This window comes from Agromyces sp. CCNWLW203 (assembly GCF_036576125.1).
Taxonomy (GTDB): domain Bacteria; phylum Actinomycetota; class Actinomycetes; order Actinomycetales; family Microbacteriaceae; genus Agromyces.
In genome coordinates this window covers 210,708-234,529 of sequence record NZ_JAZHYX010000004.1, presented here as the reverse complement: position 1 = coordinate 234,529, position 23,822 = coordinate 210,708, and the positions used below count along the sequence as shown (strand labels likewise).

General features: G+C 71.6%; 16 protein-coding genes. 12 read left to right on the top strand and 4 right to left on the bottom strand.

What is annotated here, in order from left to right:
• Nucleotides 1-10: 10 nt before the first annotated feature.
• Both VPH61_RS11400 and VPH61_RS11395 read left to right on the top strand, forming a co-directional pair.
• Complete coding sequence (locus tag VPH61_RS11400; protein ID WP_332063607.1) at nt 11-583, top strand: AAA family ATPase; 573 nt, start codon at nt 11-13, stop codon at nt 581-583.
• Entirely contained in the window at nt 583-1,344 is a 762-nt protein-coding gene (locus VPH61_RS11395; protein ID WP_332063606.1) for a YaaA family protein, read from the top strand. The genes VPH61_RS11400 and VPH61_RS11395 overlap by 1 nt, the downstream gene beginning before the upstream one ends.
• Before the next feature lie 34 nt (nt 1,345-1,378).
• Here the strand turns inward: VPH61_RS11395 and VPH61_RS11390 are convergent, their stop codons facing one another.
• Nucleotides 1,379-1,969, bottom strand: a complete 591-nt coding sequence (locus VPH61_RS11390; protein WP_332063755.1) for a DNA-3-methyladenine glycosylase I — start codon at nt 1,967-1,969, stop codon at nt 1,379-1,381.
• 5 nt (nt 1,970-1,974) lie between these two features.
• Nucleotides 1,975-2,466, bottom strand: coding sequence for a methylated-DNA--[protein]-cysteine S-methyltransferase (locus VPH61_RS11385; RefSeq protein ID WP_332063605.1), 492 nt, complete (start codon nt 2,464-2,466; stop codon nt 1,975-1,977).
• A 188-nt stretch (nt 2,467-2,654) separates the two neighbouring features.
• Between VPH61_RS11385 and VPH61_RS11380 the strand changes: the two genes are divergently transcribed.
• Nucleotides 2,655-3,797, top strand: coding sequence for a DUF4192 family protein (locus tag VPH61_RS11380; protein ID WP_332063604.1), 1,143 nt, complete (start codon nt 2,655-2,657; stop codon nt 3,795-3,797).
• A gap of 112 nt (nt 3,798-3,909) precedes the next feature.
• On the opposite strand, the gene VPH61_RS11375 is transcribed toward VPH61_RS11380, so the two are convergent.
• Both VPH61_RS11375 and VPH61_RS11370 read right to left on the bottom strand, forming a co-directional pair.
• Nucleotides 3,910-5,298 (bottom strand): aspartate aminotransferase family protein, encoded by a 1,389-nt coding sequence (locus VPH61_RS11375; protein WP_332063603.1) that lies wholly within the window; start codon nt 5,296-5,298, stop codon nt 3,910-3,912.
• 33 nt (nt 5,299-5,331) lie between these two features.
• On the bottom strand, nt 5,332-5,814 hold the full coding sequence (locus tag VPH61_RS11370; protein ID WP_332063602.1) for an Lrp/AsnC family transcriptional regulator: 483 nt from the start codon (nt 5,812-5,814) through the stop codon (nt 5,332-5,334).
• A gap of 167 nt (nt 5,815-5,981) precedes the next feature.
• Here VPH61_RS11370 and VPH61_RS11365 point away from each other — a divergent pair, with 167 nt between their 5' ends.
• From VPH61_RS11365 to VPH61_RS11325, 9 genes are all read left to right on the top strand, one after another.
• Entirely contained in the window at nt 5,982-7,094 is a 1,113-nt protein-coding gene (locus tag VPH61_RS11365; RefSeq protein WP_332063601.1) for an FHA domain-containing protein, read from the top strand.
• On the top strand, nt 7,091-7,918 hold the full coding sequence (locus VPH61_RS11360) for a PP2C family protein-serine/threonine phosphatase (protein WP_332063600.1): 828 nt from the start codon (nt 7,091-7,093) through the stop codon (nt 7,916-7,918). Before VPH61_RS11365 ends, VPH61_RS11360 begins: the two co-directional genes overlap by 4 nt.
• 131 nt (nt 7,919-8,049) lie before the next feature.
• Entirely contained in the window at nt 8,050-9,471 is a 1,422-nt protein-coding gene (locus VPH61_RS11355; RefSeq protein ID WP_332063599.1) for a serine/threonine-protein kinase, read from the top strand.
• Nucleotides 9,471-15,359, top strand: a complete 5,889-nt coding sequence (locus VPH61_RS11350) for an Ig-like domain-containing protein (protein WP_332063598.1) — start codon at nt 9,471-9,473, stop codon at nt 15,357-15,359. Before VPH61_RS11355 ends, VPH61_RS11350 begins: the two co-directional genes overlap by 1 nt.
• A 12-nt stretch (nt 15,360-15,371) precedes the next feature.
• The gene (locus VPH61_RS11345; protein WP_332063597.1) at nt 15,372-16,343 is read left to right on the top strand and encodes an AAA family ATPase; all 972 of its coding nucleotides are present in this window, start codon (nt 15,372-15,374) and stop codon (nt 16,341-16,343) included.
• Nucleotides 16,340-17,662 carry a DUF58 domain-containing protein gene (locus VPH61_RS11340; RefSeq protein WP_332063596.1) on the top strand — a complete coding sequence of 441 codons (1,323 nt, stop codon included), beginning with the start codon at nt 16,340-16,342 and terminating at the stop codon, nt 17,660-17,662. The genes VPH61_RS11345 and VPH61_RS11340 overlap by 4 nt, the downstream gene beginning before the upstream one ends.
• Nucleotides 17,659-20,037, top strand: a complete 2,379-nt coding sequence (locus tag VPH61_RS11335) for a transglutaminase-like domain-containing protein (RefSeq protein ID WP_332063595.1) — start codon at nt 17,659-17,661, stop codon at nt 20,035-20,037. Before VPH61_RS11340 ends, VPH61_RS11335 begins: the two co-directional genes overlap by 4 nt.
• On the top strand, nt 20,034-20,645 hold the full coding sequence (locus VPH61_RS11330) for a zinc-ribbon domain-containing protein (RefSeq protein WP_332063594.1): 612 nt from the start codon (nt 20,034-20,036) through the stop codon (nt 20,643-20,645). The genes VPH61_RS11335 and VPH61_RS11330 overlap by 4 nt, the downstream gene beginning before the upstream one ends.
• A 112-nt stretch (nt 20,646-20,757) precedes the next feature.
• Nucleotides 20,758-23,787, top strand: a complete 3,030-nt coding sequence (locus tag VPH61_RS11325) for an FtsK/SpoIIIE domain-containing protein (protein WP_332063593.1) — start codon at nt 20,758-20,760, stop codon at nt 23,785-23,787.
• Nucleotides 23,788-23,822 lie beyond the last annotated feature (35 nt).

Sequence of the window (23,822 nt, the reverse complement as noted above, 5' to 3'; positions counted from 1 at the left end):
GGAGTAGCGGATGCAGGGGGAGCAGCCGATCGAACGCCAGTTCGGTGACCTGAGCGTCACCCAGCTCATCGTCATGGCCGGGCTGCCGGGTGCGGGAAAGTCGACGATCGGTGAGATCGTCGGCGCCCGGCTCGGCGCCACGGTCGTGTCCGTCGACCCGATCGAGTCTGCGATCCTGCGGGCCGGCATCGACGCCGACCAGCCGACCGGCCTCGCGGCCTACCTCGTGGCCGAGGAGATCGCCGAGAAGGAGCTCGAGTCGGGCCGCACGGTGATCGTCGACGCGGTCAACGCCGGTGAGGCGGCTCGGCTGCAGTGGCGCGATCTCGCCGAGCGTGCCGATGTGCGCCTGCGCGTGATCGAGGTCGTGTGCTCCGACGAGGCGCTGCACCGTGCCCGCCTCGAGAAGCGCGAGCGCGGGCTCCCGCATCTCGAGGAAACCACGTGGCGCGCCGTGGAGCAGAGCCTCGAGGGGTACGCGGCCTGGACCGGTCCCTCGTCGGCGCTGCCGCGAGTGACGGTCGACAGCATCGAATCGCTCGGCTCGAACGTCGAAGCGGCGCTCGCCTTCATCGGCTCGTAGTGCGGCTGCTCCTTCCGCCGTCCGAGACCAAGCGCGACGGGGGCGCGGGCAGCGTCCTCGAACTGCACGAACTCTCGTTCGGCTCGCTCACATCGGTTCGAGCGACGACCACCGCCGCGCTGACGGAGCTCGCGTTGCAGCCTGTCGACATGATGCGAGCGTTGAAGCTCGGGCCGCGGCAGGCGCACGAGGTGGATCGCAACCGCGACCTGCTGCGCTCGCCCACGATGCCGGCGCTCGATCGCTACACCGGCGTGCTCTTCGACGCGCTCGATGCTCCGACGCTCGACGCTCGCGCTCGCGCCTACGCCGGCGATCACGTGGTCGTGCATTCGGCGCTCTTCGGGTTGCTCGGCGCGATGGATCCGATCCCGGCGTACCGGCTCTCCCACGACTCTCGCCTGCCGTCGATGCGGCTGAAATCGCTCTGGCGCGATTCGATCACCGCCGAGCTCGGGGCGGAGGGCGGCCTCATCCTCGATCTGCGCTCCGAGGCGTACGTCGACCTCGGACCCGTGCCCGCGCACGCTGATTCAGCGTTCGTACGGGTGGTCTCGGTCGACGGATCGGGCCGGAGACGAGCCCTGAACCACTTCAACAAGCGAGCCAAGGGGCTCTTCACCCGAGCGGTGCTGACCAGCCGGCCACGCATCGACTCGATCGGCGAACTGCTCGAGTGGGCCGCCGATGCGGGGTTCTCACTCTCGCTCGGGCCGGCACGCGACGATGCGAGGGCACGCGAGCTCGAGCTTGTGGCCTGACGGCACGCCCCCGTCGGAACGGCGTTGTCGGGAATCAGGCTGCTTCGGCGTGGGCCGAGCGGTGACATGCCGCCAGGTGGTCGTCGACCATGCCGGCAGCCTGCATGAGCGCATACATCGTCGTCGGCCCGACGAAGCGGAATCCGCGACGACGCAGCTCCTTGCTCATCGCTGCGGACTCGGCCGTCGTGGCCGGCACCTCGGCGAAGGTGACGGGCGCGAGCTCGCGGGGCGCGGGGGCGAAGCTCCAGAGCAGCTCGTCGATCGGCATTTCGAGTTCGAGCGTCGCGCGGGCGTTCTGGATCGTCGCCTCGATCTTGCCGCGGTGGCGGATGATGCGCTCGTCGCCGAGCAGCCGCTCGACGTCGGCGTCGCCCATGCCGGCGACTCGTTCGGCATCGAAGCCGTGGAAGACCTCGCGGAACGCCGGTCGGCGTCGCAGGATCGTGATCCACGACAGGCCGGCCTGGAACCCCTCGAGGCAGACCTTCTCGAAGAGCCGCACCGGATCGTGCTGGGGCGTGCCCCATTCCTCGTCGTGGTAGCGGCGGTACTCGGGGTCCGAAGCCCCCCAGCCGCACCTGGCGAGGCCGTCGTCGCCGATGACGATCTCTGGTCGGGGGATGACGCTCACGCGGCGAACCCGATCTGCTCGTGGCCGAGGAGCCAGAGCTTCGTGGGAACGCCCTCGCCGCCGGAGTAGCCGGTGATGCGTCCGTCGCTCGCGAGCACGCGGTGGCAGCCCACGATGATCGGCACGGGGTTCGCGCCGACGGCACCGCCGATGGCACGAGCCGAACCCGGCTTGCCGACGGCGGCGGCGAGGGCGCCGTAAGAGGTGGCCTCACCCCAGTGCAGGCGCTCGAGCTCGGCCCAGACGGCCTGCTGGAAGGGGGTGCCGGTGAGGCGCACCGGCACGTCGAAGTCGAGGCGCTGGCCGGCGAAGTACTCGGTGAGCTGTTCGCGAGCGAGGCGGAGCACGTCGTTCGGGTGCTCGGGCTGGTCGTCGTGGGGGAGCGAGCCGCCGCTCTCGATGGAGAGCGCGGTGACGGCGTCGTCGTCGGCGACGAGTTCGAGGCGCCCGATCGGGCTGTCGATGCGGATGAGGTACACGTTCGTCATGATCCGAGCGTAACCCCGCCCTGCGACACGAGCTCGCGGGAATCGGACATTGCGAATCGTGGCCGAATCGCCTCGCTGTGGAGGAGGAGTCGGCGCACCCGTCCTCCACAATGGCGATCGCGTCGCGCTCGGCCACCGATCGTCGACGGCCCCGCTCCATCGGGGGCAAGCGGGGTCACGCTCACCGCATGACGACCATCATCCGCGCCGAAGCAGCGCACGACTTCCTCGCCCTCGTCCCGTCGCTGGCGGGCTTCCATCCTCGCCGGTCGCTCCTCTGCGTGGCTTTCAGCGGCAACCGCACGGCGGGCGTGCTGCGATACGACCTGCCGCGGCGAGCCGCGGATCGCGCCTCGCTCGCCGCCGCCGTGGTCGCCACGCTGTGCCGGATGCGGGGTGTCGACGCCGTCGTTCCGATCGTGTACACCGAGGCCCGATTCGGCAGCGGACGGGGGATGCCGCAGCGTGCGCTCCTCGGAATGCTCACGTCGCGAGCCGAGGAGGCCGGCTTCCTCGTGCGCGACGCGCTCTGCCGGGCCGCGGACGGCTGGGGATCGCTCCTCGATCCGGCGACACCGGTCACGGGGCATCCGCTCGCCCTCATCGACGAGAGCCCGGTCGCGAGGCTCGCCGGCGATGCGCGAGAGGTGGCGTCGTCACCGTCCGCGAGCGCCTCCCTGCCTCCCGTCGAACCCGCGGTCGCCGATCGCATCGCGGAGGCGCTCGACCAACTCGCAGGCGCCGGGCGCGAGGCAGCGCTCAGGCGACTGGGCGTGAACGGCGATCCGGTGGCGCTCGTCGAGACGCTGCTCGGGCGGGGCGCCGTGCATCCGCCCCTCCGGCTCGCGTGGTTCCTGCATCTTGCGTCCGTCCCCGCCGTACGCGACGCGATGATGCTGCAGATCGCGTTCGGCGCACTGGTCGGCGAAGCTGCCCACGACGATGCGATCGCCACCGCAGAGCGGGCGGCCGAGCGCGACGAGACCGTCGACGGCCTAGTCGTGCGCGAGCTGGTGGCCGGCACCTCCGGCGAGGTGAGTGAGATGCTCTCCCGCCTCATGATCGGCCAGTCGCAGCTGCGGCCCGACGTGGGCCGGGTCGAACGGGCGCTCGCGTTGCTCCGCCGCACGATCGCGAACGCACCGCCGACCCACCGCGTCGGCCCGCTCTGCATCGCGGCCTGGCTCTCGTGGTCGCTCGGCCGGGGTTCGGCGGGCGGAGCGTTCATCGACCTCGCGGTCGAGCTCGACCCCGAGCACTCGATGGCGGGGCTGCTCTCCGCGCTCATCGGCAGCGGCACGCTGCCCGAGTGGGCCTTCAGCGGCCGGTGAGTACGCCGGGCCGGGAAGCCGGTCGCGGGAGGAAGCCTGCGCCGGCGGGAGCACGCTCGCCCGGCGGCAGAAGACCTGTGAGGTCTCCGTCGCCGCCGGGCGAGCCGGTGCGTCAGAGGCGGTTGGATGCTTCCGTCAGCACTCCGCGCAGCTTCTGCTCGATCTCCGCGAACTCCGCGGGGCCGATCGTGAGCGGCGGGGCGAGCTGGATCACGGGGTCGCCGCGATCGTCGGCACGGCAGTAGAGGCCGGCGTCGAAGAGCGCCTTCGACAGGAAGCCGCGGAGGAGCCGCTCGGACTCGTCGTCGTCGAAGGTCTCGCGCGTCTCCTTGTCCTTCACGAGCTCGATGCCGAAGAAGTACCCGTCGCCGCGCACGTCGCCGACGATCGGCAGGTCGAGCAGCTTCTCGAGCTCGGCGCGGAACAACGGCGAGTTCTCGCGGACGCGCTCGTTCAGCCCCTCCTCCTCGAAGATGTCGAGGTTCTCGAGCGCCACCGCGGCGGAGACCGGGTGACCGCCGAAGGTGTAGCCGTGGTAGAACGACGTGTTGCCCTCGGCGAAGGGCGCGTAGATCTTCTCCGAGACGATCGTCGCACCGATGGGGGAGTAGCCCGAGGTCATGGCCTTCGCGCACGTGATCATGTCGGGCTCGTACCCGTAAGCGTCGCACGCGAACATGTGGCCGAGACGGCCGAACGCGCAGATGACCTCGTCGGAGACGAGCAGTACGTCGTACTGGTCGCAGATCTCGCGCACGCGCTTGAAGTAGCCGGGGGGCGGCGGGAAGCAGCCGCCCGAGTTCTGCACGGGCTCGAGGAAGACCGCGGCGACCGTCTCGGGGCCCTCGAAGAGGATCATCTCCTCGATGCGGTTCGCCGTCCAGAGGCCGAAGGCCTCGAGGTCGTCGGCCGGGGCGCCCATCTCGGCGGCACGGTAGAAGTTCGTGTTCGGCACGCGGAAGCCGCCGGGGGTGACCGGCTCGAACATCTCCTTCATGCCGGGGATGCCGGTGATCGCGAGGGCGCCCTGCGGAGTGCCGTGGTAGGCCACCGAACGGGAGATCACCTTGTGCTTCGTGGGGCGACCCTGGAGCTTCCAGTAGTACTTCGCGAGCTTGAACGCCGTCTCGACGGCTTCGCCGCCGCCGGTGGAGAAGAACACGCGGTTGAGGTCGCCGGGTGCGTAGCCCGCCAGCCGGTCGGCGAGCTCGATCGCCGAAGGGTGCGCGTACGACCAGATCGGGAAGAAGGCGAGCTGCTCGGCCTGCTTGGCGGCGACCTCGGCGAGGCGCGCGCGACCGTGACCCGCGTTCACGACGAAGAGTCCCGCGAGCCCGTCGAAGTACTCGCGGCCCTGCACATCGTAGACGTGGTGGCCCTTGCCCCGGGTGATGATCGGCACCCCCGACGTCTCCATGGTGGACTGCCGGGAGAAGTGCATCCAGAGATGATCCTTCGCCTTCTGCTGCAGCACGTCGTTGTCATAGACCGTTCCGGTCATGCCATTCCCTTTCTCGATGGGCCCTCGCCGCTCTCAGCGAGTGCCCCAGTTGTAGAACTGCTTCTGGAGCTTCAGGTAGACGAACGTCTCGGTCGACTGCACGCCCTCGATCACGCGGATGCGCGTGTTCAGGAGCTCGAGCAGCTCGTCGTCGTTCTCGCAGACCACCTCGGCCATGACGTCGAAGCTGCCGGCGGTGAGCACGACGTAGTCGATCTCGGGGATCTCGGCGAGACGCGTGGCGAGCACGCGGGTGTCGCCGGAGGCTCGGATGCCGATCATCGCCTGCGTGGTGAAGCCGAGCTGCATCGGGTCGGTGACGGCGACGATCTGCATCACGCCCGACTCGGTGAGTCGCTGCACGCGCTGGCGAACCGCGGCCTCCGACAGGCCGACGGCCTTGCCGACGTCGGCGTAGGAGCGCCGCCCATCGGCCTGCAGTTGCTCGATGATCGCTTTCGAGACATCGTCGAGCTGCACAGGTCGGGGCTGAGAGGAACGCCCGGTGTTCGTCATTGCACGATCATGACAGTGACGGATGCCTCGTGCAAGCGATTCCGTTGAATCCCGGTGTGAAATCGACTGAATCCACATCTCATACCAAGGTTTCGCCACGGATCGCGATGTCGTTCGAACTGGATCGTCTCTCGTGCGGCCGGTCGCACGGTGCCAGAATGTTCCGCATGGTCTCAGGCGCTGTCTCGAGTTCGGCCGTGGCCGGCGCACCAGCGTGGGACGTGATCGTCGGAGACCGATTCATCGCCGCGCTCGCCGCACCCGCTCCCGAACAGGTGCTGCACTCGCTCGCGGAGGCCGCGAGCGACGACGCACTCGAACTCGAGCGGCTCGTCGGCCTCGTGCCGTCGGGCCGCGTCGATCCGGTGGAGTCCTTCGGCCTCGTCTGGTGGGCGCCGGGCGCGACCTCGAGCGTCACGGCCGTGGTGCGCGGCGACGTCGTCGTCGACCTCGCGTCGCCCGGCGGCAGCCGCAGGTTCGACGCGCGGGGCATCCGGCCCTGGCACCTCGCCGACTTCGACGACGTCGTGGCACTGCGAATCACGCACGCCGCGGCGCCGCTCGAGCACGTGCGTGCCTCCGGCGAGCGGGTGCTCCACCAACGGGCGAGCCTCAGGACGTCGGTGATCGAATGGACCACCGCCGAGGGAGCGGATGCCGCGCCTCCCGCGCCGTGGATCGACGCGGACACCCTGCTCGCTTCCCGTCGACTCGAGCCCGGCCCCGGCGATGCGGTCGCTGACACGATCATCACGCCACGGGTGGCCGTCGCAGCGCGGCACGGCGACCGGGTCGAGGACCCCGCAATCGCTGGGGCGATCGCACCCGCGGTGGCCGAATCCTCCACAGAGACGGCGTCCGGTTCGCCGACCGCTCCCACGACCGACACCGCCGTGCGCGCTCCTCGCTTCCGCATCGGCCACGGCGATCCGGTGGTCATCGCCAATCCGGTGCTCATCGGTCGGAAGCCGATGCCGCCGCGCATCGCAGGCAGCGGCGACCAGCCCGAACTCCTCACCGTCGAGTCGCCGGAAGGGGTCATCTCCGGCACCCACCTCGAGCTCCGCCTCGTCGGCTCTCGCCTCGTCGCCACCGACCTGCACTCGACCAACGGCACCGTGCTCCGCACGGCCTCCGGCACCCGACGGCTGCGCGCGGGCGAATCGATCGTCGTGCTTCCCGGCGCCCTCCTCGACCTCGGAGACGATACGATCGTCGAGATCCTCTCCGCCCAGGGTGCTCCAGGCGCGACCCGAACAGACAGCAGGCCTCACAGGTGACCCAGATCGGCAACGGCAATGCCCGCCACCGGATCACGCTGCCCGACGGCACCGAGGTCACGCTCGCGTGGGCGGCGGTCACCGACACCGGGCTCCGCCGCGAGGTCAACGAAGACAGTTTCATCGCCCAGGCGCCGGTCTTCGCCGTCGCCGACGGCATGGGCGGGCACGCGGCGGGCGACTTCGCGAGCGCCGCCGTCGTCACCCGGCTCGCAGAGCACGGCGGCAAGACGCTCGTCGGCACTCCAGAGATCGACCACGCGCTCCGCCTCGCGGTGCAGGACATGGGCCGCGGCGCCGGCGTCACCGACGAGGGCAGCGGCACGACGGTCACGGGGGCCGCGCTCGGCGCGATCGCCGACGAGCCGGCGTGGATCGTCTTCAACATCGGCGACTCGCGCGTGTACCGACTCGTGGGCGGCGTGCTCGAACAGCTGACGGTCGACCACTCGATCGTGCAGGAGCTCGTCGACGCGGGCCAGATCACCCGCGAAGAGGCCGACACCCACCCGCACTCGAACGTGATCACCCGCGCGGTCGGCTTCCACGAGGCGCCGATCCCCGACTACCGGGCGATCGCCGTCGAACCCGGCATGCGGCTCCTGATCTGCTCCGACGGGCTCACGAAGGAGCTCACGACCTACGGCATCCGCCATTTCCTCGTCGCCAACGCGAAGGCCGAGAAGGCCGCGCACCAGTTGCTCGAGGCCGCCCTCGGCAACGGCGGCCGCGACAACGTGACGGCGATCGTCGTCGACGTGCTGAAGGTCGTTCGGCCAGCCGGGGCGCAGTCGTCGGGCGAGGTCGAGCCGGCGCGCGGCTGACCCGTCAAACGCGACCGATCGTGCTGTCCACAGCACCACGAGGCATCCGTCGCCCGCGGATACAATGAGGGCACCGGGCGCCTCCGGCCACCGGGGCTGCGTCGAACCGACCCGGAGCAGGCAGGAGGATCGTGTCTCGTCGACTGCCGTCCACGCCGCCGAACCTGCCCGGGTTCGCCTTCATCCGCGTGCTCGGTTCCGGCGGGTTCGCCGACGTCTTCCTCTACGAGCAGAACATGCCGCGCCGGCTCGTCGCCGTGAAGGTGCTGCTCGCCGAGGTCGTCAACGACGACCTGCGTCAGATGTTCCAGGCCGAGGCCAACCTCATGGCCCAGCTCTCCTCGCACCCGTCGATCCTCACGGTCTACCAGGCCAGCGTCGCGGCCGACGGCCGGCCCTACCTCGTGATGGAGTACTGCTCGGCCTCGCTCGGTCAGCGATATCGCGCCGTGCAGCTGCCGCTCGCCGAGGTGCTCTCCGTCGGCGTGCGCATCGCGAGTGCGGTCGAGACGGCGCACCGACAGGGCGTGCTGCACCGCGACATCAAGCCGTCGAACATCCTGACCACCGCATACGGCCATCCCGTGCTCTCCGACTTCGGCATCGCGGCCACGCTCGGAGAGGCCGAGTCCTCCGACGCCGTCGGGCTGTCGATCCCGTGGTCGGCCCCCGAAGTGCTGCACGACGAGGTCTCGGGCAGCGTCGCGAGCGAGGTCTGGTCGCTCGGCGCCACGGTGTATTCCCTCCTCGCCGGTCGGAGCCCCTTCGAGACGCCCGGCGGCGACAACGGGTCGGGGGCGCTCATGGCCCGCATCGACAAGGCGAAGTACACGCCCACCGGCCGCATCGACGTGCCCAAGAACCTCGAGCAGGTGCTCGCGCGGTCGATGTCGCTGCGGCCGTCGTCCCGTCAGTCGAGCGCGCTCGAGTTCATCCGCGACCTGCAGGCGGTCGAGGAGGAGCTCGGGCTGTCCCAGACGCCGCTCGAGGTCGCGATGGACGACTGGGCCCTCGCCACCGCCGTCGACGTCGACGAGCAGACCCGCATCAGCGGAGCCCATGGCACGGGTGACCTCGCTCCGCGCCGGCGGCGATCGCGAGGCGGCTCGCTCGCCTCGGCCCGCTCCGAGGCGGAATCCCGCCCGCGCGACGTCGGCACGAGCCGCATCCGCACGACGCCGCCGACGTCGGCGCGACTGGCTTGGGGAATCTCCCTCGTCTCGGTGCTCTTGATCGCGCTCGTCGGCGCCGGCGCATTCTTCGTGATCCAGGGCACCAGGTCGATCCCCGTCGTGACCGATGTGCAGGGCGTCGACGCGGGCGGCACCGTGATCTTCTCCTGGAACGACCCGGGGCTCCAGAGCTCCGACGCGTACGTCGTGACCGTCGACGGCGAGACGAAGGCGCTGCAGCGGGAACCGCAGGTGACCGTGACGGCAGAGGACGGCGACCGCGTGTGCGCGAGCGTCAGGGTCGTGCGCGACGGCAAGTCGGGAGACTCGAGCGCCGAGCGCTGCGTCGAGGTGTCCGTCGACATCGATCAGGGCACATGATGACGCGGCTTCCCGTTCTCGCCCGACTCCCGAAGCCGCGATCCGCCGTCGTCACCGCCGCGGCGACCACGGCCGTCGTGGCGCTCGTCGCCGGCGTCGCGATCGCCTCCGGCGGGTATGCGGCGCAGCGGGTCGACCTCGGCGACGCCGCAGTGTGGGTGAGCAGCAACGAATACCAGGCGATCGGCCGCGCGAACACGGCCCTCCTCGAGCTGAACTCGGTCGTCGAGACGGGATCCACCGGAACCGAGATCGTCCAGCAGGGGTCCACCGTGCTGGCGCTCGACCGCGCGCGCGCGACGGTGCGCGTGATCGACGCGACGACGTCGAGCGTCACCGACACCGTCGCGGTGCCGCCCGACGACACGACGCTCGCCCTCGCCGGTCCGAACGTGGTCATCACCTCGGAGGGTGATGTCTGGACGACGCCGGTCGACCGGTTCGCGGAGTTCGACGCCGACGCCGAGTCGATGCTCGAATTCGGCACGGGATCGGTGACGTCGGTCGATGCCGACGGCACGCTCTTCGCCTACACGCCGTCGACGGGCGAGGTCGCGCGCGTCGACACCGCCGAGGCGCAGACCGTCGGCACGACCTGGCAGAGCGAGCCGGTCGCCGGCGACCCCGACGTCCAGATCACCTCGGTCGACGATCGATGGGCCGTGTTCGACGCCGCGACGCGCACGCTCCACCTCGAAGGCGGGCCGGTCGACCTCACCGGACTCATCGCGGCGAGCGACGCACCCGTGGTGCAGCGGCCGTCGAGCGCCGGGGAGGAGGTCGCGATCGCCACTCGGCGCGGCCTCGTCACCGTGGGGCTCGACGGCGCCGCGCCGCGGATCCGGGAGGACGGACGTTCGGGCCTGCCGGGTGCACCGTTCGTGCACGACGGATGCCTCTACGCGGTGTGGGCGGGCGGCACCGCGTGGCGGTCCTGCGACGGCGACGACGAACCGTCCATCGACCTGCCGTCGTCGACGACGAGCGGCGACTACGCATACCTCTCCAACGGCGCGACGCTCGTGCTCAACGAACGGCGGAGCGGCAGAACCTGGGCGGTCGGCGCCGGCTTCGGAGTCATCGACAACTGGGAGCAACTGCTCGCGGTCGAGCGCGACGAGGAGACGATCGAGCAGAACGACCCCGACACCGACCCGACGATCGAGAAGAACCAGGTGCCGCCGGTCGCGGCCGACGACGCGTTCGGCGCCCGCCCCGGCCGCACGACGTCGCTGCCGGTGCTGCTGAACGACTACGACGCCAACGGCGACGCCATCGCGGTCGACGCCGTCGACGGCGAGCTTCCACCGGGAGTCACCCTCGACCGCGTCGCCGAGAACCAGCAGCTGCAGCTCGCGCTCGACGACGAGGCATCCGGGACCATCTCGTTCGGATACACGGTCGACGACGGATTCGGGGGCACCGCGCACGCCACCGTGAGCGTGACCGTTCGCGACGCCGACGAGAACTCGCCGCCCGAGCAGCGACGGTCGACCAAGTCGCTCGTGGAGGCGAACGGCCGGGTCAGCACCGCTGTGCTCGGCGACTGGGTGGATCCCGACGGCGATCCGTTCTTCCTGAGGCGCGCCACCGCGGCCGAGCCCGACGGCCTGTCGTCGACTGCCGACGGCGTGGTCGTGTTCGACGAGAAGGGCGGTGAGGGGTCCGACCGCAGCGTCTCCCTCGAAGTCTCCGACGGTCGCGACACCGCCGTCGGCACCCTCGGCATCGGGGTCCGCGCGGCCGGTGACGTGCCGCTCGTCGCCGACCCGTTCGTCGTACTCGCCACGCAGGGTCAGGAGGTGCGCATCGACCCGCTCCGGCACGTGCGCGGCGGGTCGGGGCAGATCCGGTTGAGCGCGGTTCCCGCGAAGCCCGATGCGCAGCTGACACCCGACTTCGACGGCGGCAGCTTCCGCTTCACGAGTTCCGCGGTGCGCACGCACTCGCTCGAGTACACGGTGACCGACGGCGTCTGGACGACGACCGGTCGTGTGCGGGTGGATGTCTCGGCCCCGCCCGAGCTCGACACGACGCCCGTGACCGTGCCGCACACGGCGTTCGTCAGGGGCAGCCAGCCCGTCGACATCGACGTGCTCGCGACCGACATCGACCCGATGGGCGGCGTGCTCATCCTCACGGGCCTCGGCGAGCCGGAGCCGGAGCCCGGCGTGCAGGTCGAGGTCGTCGACCACCGCATCCTCCGAGTCACCCTCACGAGGCCGCTCGAGACCGGATCGAGCGTGTTCGGCTATCGAGTGAGCAACGGCCTGGCCGAGGCCGCGGGCGAGGTGACGATCGTCGAGATACCCGAACTCGAGTCGGCGCAGCCGCCCGTCGCCGTGCCCGACCGGATCTCGGCACGCACCGGCGACGTGGTCGACATCGCGGTGCTCGCGAACGACGACCATCCCGATGCGCTGCCGATCACCCTCGACCCCGTGCTGGAGGCGGAGCCGGAGGCCGGCCTCCTCTTCGCCGACGGCGACCGCCTCCGCTACTTCGCCCCCGAGACGCCGGGGGAGTACGAGGCGATCTACCGGATCACCGGACCCGGTCCGCAGTCGGCGACGGCCACCGTGCAGATCTCGGTGCGCGACGCCGACCCCGTCACGAACACCCCGCCTGTTCCTCCGACCATCACCGCGAGGGTGCTCTCGGGCGAGACCGTGCGGATCCCCGTGCCGCTCGGCGGCTCCGACCCCGAGGGCGATAGCGTGCAGCTGCTCGGCCAAGGCGGCAGCCCCGATCTCGGCAACGTCAGCGCCCACGGCGCCGACTGGTTCGAGTACCAGGCCGGAGAGTACTCCGCGGGCACCGACACCTTCGAGTACGAGGTCGTCGACGCGCTCGGCGCGCGTGCCGTGGGCTCCGTGCGCGTGGGCATCGCCCCGCGCCTCGACGGAGCCCGCCGGCCGATCGCGGTCAACGATGTCGTCGAGGTGCGGCCCGGTCGCACGGTCGCCGTCCGCGTGCTCGAGAACGACTCCGATCCCGACGGCGGGGCGCTCACGCTGACGACTGTCGAAGCGACCGAGGGCGATGCCGTCGCGACGGTCGTCGACGATCGGATCGAAGTCGAGCTGCCGCCAGGCGAGGGCGACTACGGCTTCGTCTACACCGTCGAGAACGAGCAGCTCGCAACGGCGTCGAGCTTCCTCTCGATCATCGCGCGGGATGACGCGCCGCTCGCCCGCCCCGAGGCATCCGACACCGCGCTCACGCTGAGCGACATCCTCGATGAAGACGTCGTCGACGTCCCGGTGCTGCGCAACGTATTCCTCGCCGACGCCGACGTCTCGGACCTCGAGGTCGGTCTCGTCGACGGCTACGAGTCTGGTGCCGAAGTGCGCCGCGACGGGAGCATCCGCGTGACGGTCGAGGACCGTCGGCGTGTGATCCCGTTCTCGGTGGCCCACCCCGAAGACCCGTCGCTCGTCGCCTACGCGTTCATCTGGGTGCCCGGCCGCGACGATGCGCTGCCGCAGTTGCGCACCGACTCACCCGACGTTCGCGTCGTGAGCGGCGAGGAGGTCGTGCTCGACCTCCGCGACTTCGTCATCGCGGCATCCGGCCGACCGGTCAAGATCACGGATGCCGCGACCGTGCGCGCCTCGCACAGCGACGGGTCCGATCTCGTCGTCGACCAGGACACCCTGCGGTATCGCAGCGAGGAGGGCTACTTCGGCCCGGCCTCCCTCTCGTTCACGGTCACCGACGGCGAATCGGCGGCCGACCCCTCGGCGCGCACCGGCACCATCGTGATCCCGATCGAGGTGGAGCCGACCGATGATCAGCCGCCGGTGTTCACGGGCGGGGTGATCGACTTCGAGCCAGGGCAGTCGAAGGACATCGACCTGCACCGGCTCACGAACTATCCGTATCCCTCGGCACGGGACGAACTCGTCTTCCGGCTGCTCCCACCGCCGACGGAGGGGTTCCGCTTCTCGCTCGAAGGCTCGGTGCTCACGATCGAGGCCGAGGCATCGACACCCAACGAGACTCGGGCGACGGTCGCGATCGGCGTCGCCGACGACGCGGGCGACGGCAAGGCCGGCCGCATCGAACTTCGCGTGGTGCCCTCGACGAGGCCGATCGCTCGCCCGGCGCCCGACACCGAGATCGTGCAGCGGGGCCGAACCACCACGATCGACGTGCTCGCCAACGACCGGGCGACCAACCCCTTCCCCGACGTCCCGCTCCGTGTCGTCGACGTTCGCGGCGCCGATGCCGAGAGCCTGCCCGCCGGAGTCTCGATCGAGCCGAGCGACGACCGTTCGAAGCTCGAGGTGACCGTCGCCCCAGGGGCCGCACCGGTGAACTCGACCGTGCAGTACGAGGTCGCCGATGCGACCGGCGATGCGGCCCGGAACGCATGGGGCATCGTCACGATCTCGGTGCAGGACCGGCCGGACCCCGTGACGGGCGCGCAGGTGACCGGGTTCGGCGACCGCTCCCTCGACATCGCGTTCGGGGCGGGCGCGTTCAACAACTCGCCGATCACGGGTTACGAGATCGAACTCGTCGAGCCGGCCACCGGCGACGTCGTGGGCTCGTCGGAGTGCGCGGCGACGACGTGCACCGTCCCGACACCCGGCAACGGACAGTCCGAGGCGGTGCAGGTGCGGATCCGGGCGAAGAACGCGATCGGCCTCTCGGATCCCGTCGACGCACCCGGGCCGATCTGGTCCGACGTCATCCCGCAGCCGCCGAGCGGCGTACGCGCGCTCCCGCGCGACGGCTACCTGCGCATCGAGTGGGATCCGGTGCCCGCCGGCTCGGGCAGTGCCATCGGGTCGTACGTGGTGACCGTCGCCGGCGTCTCGAACGAACTCTCGGCCGCCGCGGTGTGCACGGCGACGCTCTGCTCGATGGACTCGCAATCGCTCGAGAACGGAAGCCAGGTGCCGATCGCGGTCAGCGCCAGGAACCAGGCGTTCCCGGCGCTCGCGGTCTGGACCGAGGCCGGCGCGAGCGGCACGCCGTTCGGGCCGCCCGTCGCGGGCGAGATCGCCGTCACTCCCGATGCCGCAGCCGGCACCGTGACGGTCGCCTGGGACGCCTTCGCCGGCAACGGCGACCCGATCGGCGGCTACTTCGTGGAGCGACTCGTCGACGGAGCCACCCAGGTGCCGGGCGGCGCACAGGCGTGCTCGGTGACGAGCCCCGCGCCCGGAACCGTCGTCGCGCCGAGCGGCGGTGGCACGGTGGCCGAGGTCGTGCACGTCGGCCCCGGCACCACGAGCGTGCAGTTCGCGGGCACGGCGACGGAGTCCACGCGGTACTCCTTCCTCGTGTGGGGGTACAACCGCTCCGCATGCGTGAACACCAGGGTCGAGGGCACGGTCGTGCGTCCTGCGCCCGACGCGGTTCGCAGGGTCGACAGCAGCATGGGCATGCGCACCGCCGACGTCTACGACCGTTACATCTCGGGCGTCGCGCCCGGCGCCTGGCGATACGACATCGTCGCCGTCGACGCGAGCGGCGCGCAGATCCCCGGCACGCAGCAGACGTTCGGCGGGTCGGGGTGGACGCAGGACCTGTTCGCGCGACCCTTCGGCGAGGCGGTGCGGTTCCAGGTGCGCAGTTGCTCGATCTGGGGGAGCTGCGGCCCGTGGTCGGAGGTGCTGCCCGCCGACGCCCGCTCCTCACTCACGTTCGCACTGCCGAGCCGGGTGTGGGACGACGCGGCCAAGACGTGGTCGTGGACCACGGCGCCCTCCAACTCCGGACTTCCCGTGGCGTTCACCTGCGGCGTCGACGGCGATCGCAACGGCCGGCAGGCGCAGACCCCGACGAGCTGCCAGATCCCCGAGGCGAAGCCGGGCGACCTCGTCTGGTTGGATGTTGAGATCGCGGACGTCGTCGTCCGCTACCAGAACCGCTGAGAAGGAGCCGAGATGACCATGACCCCCGATGAGGCGGCGCGGTTCGCTGCGACGCTCGATCGACTCGTCGGCGCGGTCGAGGAGGTGCTGCTCGGCAAGAACCGGGTCATCAGGCTCGCGTTCACGGCGTTCCTCAGCGAGGGGCACCTGCTGCTCGACGACGTGCCGGGCACGGGCAAGACGTCACTCGCCCGGGCGATGGCCCAGTCGATCGACGGCTCGAGCAATCGCGTGCAGTTCACTCCCGACCTGCTGCCCGGCGACATCACGGGCGTCACCGTATACGACCAGCGTTCGGGCGTGTTCGAGTTCCACCCGGGCCCCGTGTTCGCGAACATCGTGCTCGCCGACGAGATCAACCGGGCGAGCCCGAAGACGCAGTCCGCACTGCTCGAGGTCATGGAGGAGGGGCAGGTCACCGTCGACGGCGTGACGCATCCCGTCGGGCGGCCGTTCATGGTGATCGCGACGCAGAACCCGGTCGAGCAAGCCGGAACATACCGTCTGCCCGAAGCCCAGCTCGACCGGTTCCTGATGCGCACCTCGATCGGCTACCCCGACCACGCCTCGACCATCCGGATCCTCGAGGGCGCCGACCAGCGTGCGCACGAGCACCGCGTGGCCTCGCAGCTCGCGGCCGACGAGGTTGTGGAACTCGCCGCGATCGCCCGAACCGTCTACGTCGACCCCACGATCCACGACTACGTCTCGCGCATCGTCGACGCCACCCGCACAGCCCGCGAGGTGCGGCTCGGCGTCAGCGTTCGCGGCGCGCTCGCCCTCATCCGGGCGGCGAAGACGCACGCCGCGGGTCGCGGGCGGCACTACGTCGTGCCCGACGACGTGAAGGCGCTCGCGGAGCCCGTGCTCGCCCACCGGTTGATCCTCGATCCCGAGGCCGAGTTCGACGGGGTCACGGCCTCGAACATGATCGCCCAGGTGTTGATCGAGACGCCTCCACCCTCGACCAGGCAAGCGGTGTGACACTCACCCAGACCCGAACGACGATCCCCGAGGACGCCCGAAGAGAGGGCGTGCTCGCGGTGGTCATCGGGCGTGCCGTCGTCGCGGGCGGTCGCGCGAGCGCGGCCGTCGTGCGTGCCGCCCGTGCGGTGCAGGGCATCGTGACACCGCTCGGCTGGTCGGTCATCGTCGCCGCGGTGCTCGCACTCATCGGCGGGTACACCTGGGGGTGGCTCGAGCTCATCGCACTCGGGTGGGGCCTCGGAGTGCTCGTGGCCGCGGCATCCGTCTGGCTGATCGGCCGCGGCGCCGGCACGATCCAACTCGTGCTCCCGTCGCCGCGCGTGGTTGTCGGGGAGGCCGCCGAAGCGCGGCTCATCGCCGCGAACCCCGGTCGACGCCGATTCGGCGGGGTGCAGCTCGAGCTGCCCGTCGGCCGTCGCATCGTCGAGCGGGTCCTGCCGGGTCTGCCGCGAGGCGGCGTGTTCGACGAGCAGTTCGCGATCCCGACCGAGCGGCGCGGCGTCGTGCCGGTCGGTCCGGCGCGCACCGTGCGCGCCGACCCGATCGGCCTCATGCGCCGCGAGTTCGTGTGGTCGGAGACGGCGGAGCTCCACGTGCACCCGCGCACCGTGCCGATCAACGCGCTCAGCACGGGGTTCATCCGCGATCTCGAGGGCACCCCGACGCGCGACCTCACCGCGAGCGACATCGCCTTCCACGCGTTGCGCGAGTACGTGCCCGGCGACGACCGTCGGTTCATCCACTGGCGCAGCTCGGCGAAGACCGGCACCTTCATGGTGCGCCAGTTCGAGGAGACCCGTCGCAGCCGCCTCATGGTGCTGCTCGATCTCGACCCCGGGGCCTACGCCGACGAGGCCGAGTTCGAGCTCGCCGTCGGCGCGGCGGCATCCGTCGGCGCGCGGGCGATCCGCGACGCCCGCACGGTGTCGTTCGTGGTCTCGGGGCGCCAACGCGGCGCCGGCGCACGACTGAGCGCGATGCGTGAATTGCCGACGGTCTCCCGCGATCGGCTGCTCGACGCGCTCTGCGTCGTCGAGACCGAGACCGATGCGGTGATGCTGCCCGATGTCGCCCGCGCCGCCGCCGAGACGCTCGCGGGGGTCTCCCTCGCCTTCATCGTCACCGGCACGGCGCGCGGCGTGGCGCCGCTCCGCGCGGCTGCCACCCGGTTGCCGCCGGGCGTGGAGAGCGTGGCGGTGCAGTGCTCGCCCGAGGGCGAGGCGAGCGCGCGCACGATCGCGGGCCTCACCGTCTTCGGCATCGGCTACCTCGAAGACCTGCGCGCGATGCTCGCGAGATCGGCGTCGGTCTCGTGAAGCAACGCACCCCGGCCGGTGCCCGAAGGTTCACGCCGACCCTCGTCAGCGTGGTGCTCGTCGTCGCGATGCTCGCTGCGGCGATGCTGCCGTGGTGGCCGGTCTACGAGAGCCCCGCATTCGTCGTCGCCGCGGCGGTCGCGATCGCGGCCGGTGTCGCGATCGGCGTCGCCGGGGCACGGTTCCGCCTTCCCTCCTGGATCATCGTGCTCTCGGTGTTCGGCGCGTACCTCGTGCTCGGCGTGCCCGCAGCAGTGCCGGGCGCCGCGATCGGCGGCATCCTGCCGAGCCCGTCGGGAATCGTCGAACTCCTCGCCGGCGCGGCGCTCTCGTGGAAGCAGCTCGTCACGATCTCGGTTCCCGTCGGGTCCTACCAGGCGCTCCTCGTGCCGCCCTTCCTCCTCGGCCTGGTCGCCGCCACCGCTGCGATCTCGATCGCGTTGCGCAGCAGGCGACCGTCCGCAGCCGCCCTGCCACCCGCCGCGCTGCTCATGGTCGGCATCGCCCTCGGCGTCGTGCACTCGGCGCTCGCCGTCGAGGCGGGCATCGCGTTCCTCATCACCGCCGTGGCCTGGCTCGTGCGCGTCGCCATCGCCGACCGTCGCGCGATCGTCGGCGGACGGCGGGTCGAGGCCGCCCTCACCGATGCGCGTCGCGTGCTCGGTGCTTCGGCGCTCGTGGCGATCGCGGTCGTCGGCGCGACGGCGGCGTCGCTGGCCGTGCCGGTGCCGCCGCGCAACGTCGTGCGGGCCGAGTTGCAGCCCCCGTTCGAGCCGGCGCAGTACGACAGCCCGCTCGCGGGCTTCCGTGCCGCGTTCCGCGAGGAGGTCGCCGATGACGTCATGCTCGACGTCCGAGGACTCCCGGCGGGGGCGGGAGTGCGGCTGGCGACCCTCGACTCCTACGACGGCATCGTCTACACGGTCGGCGGGACGGAGGGCGCCTCGGCGTCGGGGCGCTTCACCCGCGTGCCCTACCGGCTCGACCAGTCGGGGGTGAGCGGCGACACCGAACTGCTCGCGATCGAGGTCGAGGTCGACGGGTACTCCGATGTGTGGGTGCCCGGGGTCGGCAGCCTCGAGCGCGTGACGTTCGGGGGGCCGCGAGCCGACATGCTCACCGAATCCTTCTTCTACAACGAGGTCACGAGCACGGGTGCGGTGCAGCGGCCCCTGCAGTCGGGCGACCGGTACACGGCGACCTCGGTGGTGCCGGTCGACCCGGCGCAGCTCGAGCGCCTGAGCCCCGGCACGAGCGTGCTGCCGGCAGCGCCCGAGCTGCCGAAGGATCTCGCGCGCCTCCTCGACGAGTGGGCGCCGGCATCGGACGACCCCGGTGCCCGGCTGCAGGCGGTCATCGATGGGTTCCGCGCGAACGGGTACGTCAGTCACGGCCTCGACGAGGTGGCGAGCAGGTCTGGGCATTCGCTCGACCGGCTCGCCGACCTCGCGCTCGACCGGCCGATGGTCGGCGACGGCGAGCAGTACGCGGTCGCCGCAGCGCTCATGGCGAGGCGAATCGGGTTCCCGGCGCGCGTCGTGGTCGGATACCTGCCGGGGACCGCCGAGGCGGCGGCGGAGGCTGCGGAGGCTGCCGGGGCGACCGGCGACCGCGACCGCGATGGTGACGAAGCGCGCGAGACGGATGCCGCGAGCCCGCCGGCCCCCGACGGCGTCACCCGGTTCGTGAGCGGCGACAAGCAGGCATGGATCGAGGTGCAGGCCGCGAACGGCAACTGGATCGCCGTGGACCCGAACCCGGAGCCGCGCCCCATTCCCGAGCGAGAACCCGACCAGCCGACGATCGTGTCGAGGCCGCAGTCGGCGTTGCCCCCGCCGGCCGAGCGCACGCCCGTCGACGACCTCGCGAACGAGCCCGACACGCCCCCCGACGACCCGGAGGACGACACCGCGTGGGTGCAGGCGCTGCTCGCCGTGCTCGGCATCTCCGGGATCGTGCTGGGCGTGCTCGCGCTCGTCGCGAGTCCTTTCCTCGCGATCATCGTCGCGAAGATGCGACGCCGGCGGCTGCGGCGGAAGGCGCCGACGGCGGTCGAGCGCATCGAGGGCGGGTGGGAGGAGTTCGCGGACTCTGCCGCCGACTACGGATACCCGATCCGGCCCATGGCGACGCGCGCCGAGCAGGCAGCGACGGTCGGCGGACTCGCACCGCTCGTGCTCGCCGCAGTCGTGGACCGTGCCGTGTTCGCACCCGGCGGGCCGGCCGACGGTGACGATGTCCGAGTTTGGGACTCGGTCGACGAGCTGCAGGAGCGGCTCGGCGCCCCGCGGTCGCTGCGCGAGCGGGTGCGGGCGGCGGTCTCGCTGACCTCGCTCGGCGGGTACGCTGTGACCCGGAGAGGAGCGCGTTCGTGACGTGTCGCATCTGCGGAGCAGAGCTGCCCGATGGGGCGATGTTCTGCGGCGAATGCGGGAGCTCGACGAGCGCGACGCCCGAGTCCCGTCGGCGCCCCGATCCGCGGCCCGGCGACACGACCGTGATCGAACGGCCGGCTCGGCGAACCAGCGGAGTCATCTCGATCCCGGTCGAGGGGTTCCGTGCCGCAGTCGCGATCGAGGCGACGGATGTCGCGGGCGGCGAGCTGCGCGTGGCCGGCACGTCCGAGTCGCCGGTGCCGTCGTTGACGACGCCCGCCGCGACGCGGTTCGTGCTGACGTTCAGCACCGGCGAGACGCGCACGGTCTTCGGTTCGGGCCTCATCGGCCGTCGTCCGCTGCCGCAGCCCGGCGAGGTGTTCGATCACCTCGTGCAGATCGCCGACCGATCGCTGTCGGTGTCGAAGACGCACGTCGAGTTCGGTGAGCACGACGGCACCCTCTGGATCGCCGACCGCTTCTCGGGCAACGGCACGATCGTGCGGCGACCCGACGACGGCGCGATGCGCTGTGAGCCCGGACGGCGCTACCTCGTGCCGCGGGGGAGCCGGGTCGAGCTCGCGGAGCAGTTCTTCATCGTCTCCTGACGCTCGTCTCCGTGTCCTGACGCTCCTCCTCCACAGGGAGCCGTTGGCCGGATCCGTTCCCCGGTGAGTACTCGCTCGGTCGTCTGCGGTGCCCGCGTGATCGGATCGCACGGTGGACCGATTCGACATCGCACCCGTCTCGCTCGAGACCCCGCTCTCGATTCCGCCTGCGCCGGCCGACCCCGCCAGAGCCGGGTTCCCGCTCATCGCCTCCCTCGCGCCCGTCGTCGGGGCGCTCGCACTGTGGGCGATCACGGCGTCGCCGTTCTCGCTCGTGTTCGCGGTGCTCGGCCCGATCGTGGCGATCGGGTCGATGCTCGACGCCCGGCGTAGCGCACGGCGACTGCGGCGACGGGCGAGGGCCGAGCGACGGCGGCTGCTCGACGAACTCGTCGTCGAGGTCGAGGAGCGGCACCACCTGGAGCGGCAGTCGGCCTGGCGCCGCTCGCCGTCGTCGCGCCGGCTGCTGGAGCAGCCGGAGCACCCCTCGTGGCGAGAGGGCCCCCCGCCCCCGCTCGTGCTCGGGCGGGGCGTCGCGGCGAGCACGCTCCGCGTCGATGGAACACCCGTCGACGCCGAGGATCGAGCGCTCCTGCTCGCGGCGGCACGACTCGACGACGCCCCGGTGTCGGTCGATGCCGGCGCTGGTGTCGGATTCGTCGGCGAGCTCCAGCTCGCTCGAGCGGCCGCTCGTGCGAGCGTCGTGCAGTTCGCCCATCACGCCCACCCGCAGCAGTTCACCGTCGAAGCCGCCGAGGGCTCGGCCGACGACGACTGGGCCTGGCTGCGACTCCTGCCGCACGGCGGAGATCGCGCGGCAGCCCGACTGACGGTCGTCGAGTGCGTCGGAGGAAGACGACTGCAGTCGTCGCCGCAGGCGCCACCGCCGTCGGCGTCGTCGCTCGCGGCGCCGATCGACCGGTTCGCCGCCGTCATCGCGATCGCGCGCACCGCGTCGGAGCTGCCTCCCGGGCTCGGCACGATCGTCACGCTGCACGGGCCCGATGCGGCACTCGTGCAGCGGCAGCGCGCGAGCGCCGAGACGAGGGTGACGCCCTGCCTACTCGGGGCAGCGGAGGTCGTCGACTGGGCGCAGTCCCTGGCGGCCGTGGCCGCACGTGCCGGCATCGGCCATCGCTCGACGGGTCTCCCGCGACGACTTGAGCTCGACGAGCTGCGGCTCGACGCGATGGAGCGCGGCGTGACGCAGCTCGACGCGATGGGTCGCCCGGCGCACGCGGTCCTCGACCGATCGAGCCTCGCGGTGCTCGTCGGCCGGAGCATGGCCGGCGCACTCGCACTCGACCTCGCTCGATGCGGCCCGCATGCGCTCGTCGCGGGCACGACCGGCAGCGGCAAGAGCGAGTTCCTGCTCGCCTGGATCGTCGCGCTCGCGGCGGCCCATCCGCCGCACCGGGTCTCCTTCCTCCTCGTCGACTTCAAGGGCGGCGCGGCGTTCGAGCCCGTGCGCGGCTTGCCGCACGTCACGGGTCTCGTGACCGACCTCGACGAGTCGGAGGCGGAGCGTGCGGTGCAGAGCCTGCGGGCCGAGCTCACGCATCGCGAGACAGTGCTCGCACGCGCGGGTGCGCGTGACATCGCCGGGCTCGACGACGCCGTCGACCTCGCCCGGCTCGTGATCGTCGTCGACGAGTTCCAGGCGATGATCGAGCGCTTCCCCGATCTCGGCGCGGTCATCGGCGACATCGCCGCACGCGGTCGTTCGCTCGGGGTGCACCTCGTGCTCGCCTCGCAGCGACCCAACGGGGTCGTTCGCGATCAGGTCACCGCCAACTGCGCCATCCGGGTGTCGTTGCGGGTGCTGCAGCGCGCCGACAGCGACGCGGTCGTCGGCACGCCGTCGGCGGCCGAGATTCCGCCCGACCTTCCCGGCCGCGGCGTGGTCGATCCGGGCGACGGGCGCCCAGTGCCCTTCCAGTCGGCCATCGCGACTCCGAGCGTCATCGCGGCGGTCGCCGCGCACTCGACCGCGTTCCCGCGGGCGTGTCGCACGTGGCTCGATCCGCTGCCCGCGCGCATCGCCCCCGAAGCGATCGTCGAGCTCCTCGGCGGAGGACGGTCTGCGGAATCGCCCGGGCGAGACGTCGCCGAGCGTGCCGGCGAGGGCGTCGGGTTCGGCGTGATCGACGAGCCCGAGCACCAACGCCGCAGCCTCGCGCGGTGGTCGCCCGACCGCGACGGCGGGCTGCTCGTGCTCGGCGCGCCCGGAAGCGGCCGGAGCACCGCACTCGCGGCGGTCGCGTGGGCCGTGGTGAGCGGATTCACGACGACGGCTGATTCCGTGACGCCGGTGGTGTTGCGACTCGGCGGGCCGTCGAGCGCCGTCTGGGACGACCTCCTGTCAGCCCAGTCCGCGGTGCGCGGGGCCGGGACACCGCCGGCGCTCGTCGTGATCGACGACCTCGACGTGCGCTTCCGTGCCTGGCCTGAGGAGTACGCGCATGCCGCGTTCACGATGGTCGAATCGCTCATCAGGGAGGGCCGCGGCAGGGGAGTCGCCGTCGCAGCATCGGCGAGCAACCTGCTCGCGCTCGGCAGCGGCCTGCGCGACGCCTTCGGTTCGCGCCTGCTGCTCCGCCATGCGACGCGCTCCGACCTCGTGCAGTCCGGCGGCCGCGGCGAACTCTGGAGCGGCGGCCACGGCCCGGGTGCCGGCCAATGGCAGGGCCGACGGGTGCAGGTCATCGAGGCGGCGCAGGGTTCACCGCCCGAGGCGCGTGCCGTACCGCTCCTCGAGCTGCGACGCGATGTCCCGTACGCGATCGCGGCGCGAGCACCGCGCGCGGTCGCCGAGGCGATCACCGCGGCGGGTCGTACCGCGATCGTCCTCGTCGCCGGCGGGGAGTCGGCGGTGAGGGTCGCCGTCGCCGCGCACCCCCGAGACGCGCCGCCGCCGGTCATCGTCGGCGACGCGGAGGCATGGTCGGCGAGCTGGTCCTTGATCGCCGCGCTCCGCGAGGAGGCCGCGATCGTCGTGCAGGGCGGCACCACGGAGTACCGTGCGCTCGTGCGCTCGCGCGAACTGCCGCCGCTGCTCGACGAAGGGGCCGGCCAGTGCTGGCTCATCGAACCTGGACAGAGTGTCCGCCGAGCGAGCTGGCCAAGACACCTTGACCACTGAATCGGTGGCCGGATCGGTCAGGAAGCGCTGATTCC

Bases quoted from the DNA above. Each gene is read 5' to 3' on its own strand.
- VPH61_RS11370 (WP_332063602.1), bottom strand. From the start codon at position 5,814: ATGACGAACACCGGGCGTTCCTCTCAGCCCCGACCTGTGCAGCTCGAC.
- VPH61_RS11400 (WP_332063607.1), top strand. From the start codon at position 11: ATGCAGGGGGAGCAGCCGATCGAACGCCAGTTCGGTGACCTGAGCGTC.
- VPH61_RS11350 (WP_332063598.1), top strand. From the start codon at position 9,471: ATGACGCGGCTTCCCGTTCTCGCCCGACTCCCGAAGCCGCGATCCGCC.
- VPH61_RS11380 (WP_332063604.1), top strand. From the start codon at position 2,655: ATGACGACCATCATCCGCGCCGAAGCAGCGCACGACTTCCTCGCCCTC.
- VPH61_RS11365 (WP_332063601.1), top strand. From the start codon at position 5,982: ATGGTCTCAGGCGCTGTCTCGAGTTCGGCCGTGGCCGGCGCACCAGCG.
- VPH61_RS11375 (WP_332063603.1), bottom strand. From the start codon at position 5,298: ATGACCGGAACGGTCTATGACAACGACGTGCTGCAGCAGAAGGCGAAG.
- VPH61_RS11385 (WP_332063605.1), bottom strand. From the start codon at position 2,466: ATGACGAACGTGTACCTCATCCGCATCGACAGCCCGATCGGGCGCCTC.
- VPH61_RS11345 (WP_332063597.1), top strand. From the start codon at position 15,372: ATGACCATGACCCCCGATGAGGCGGCGCGGTTCGCTGCGACGCTCGAT.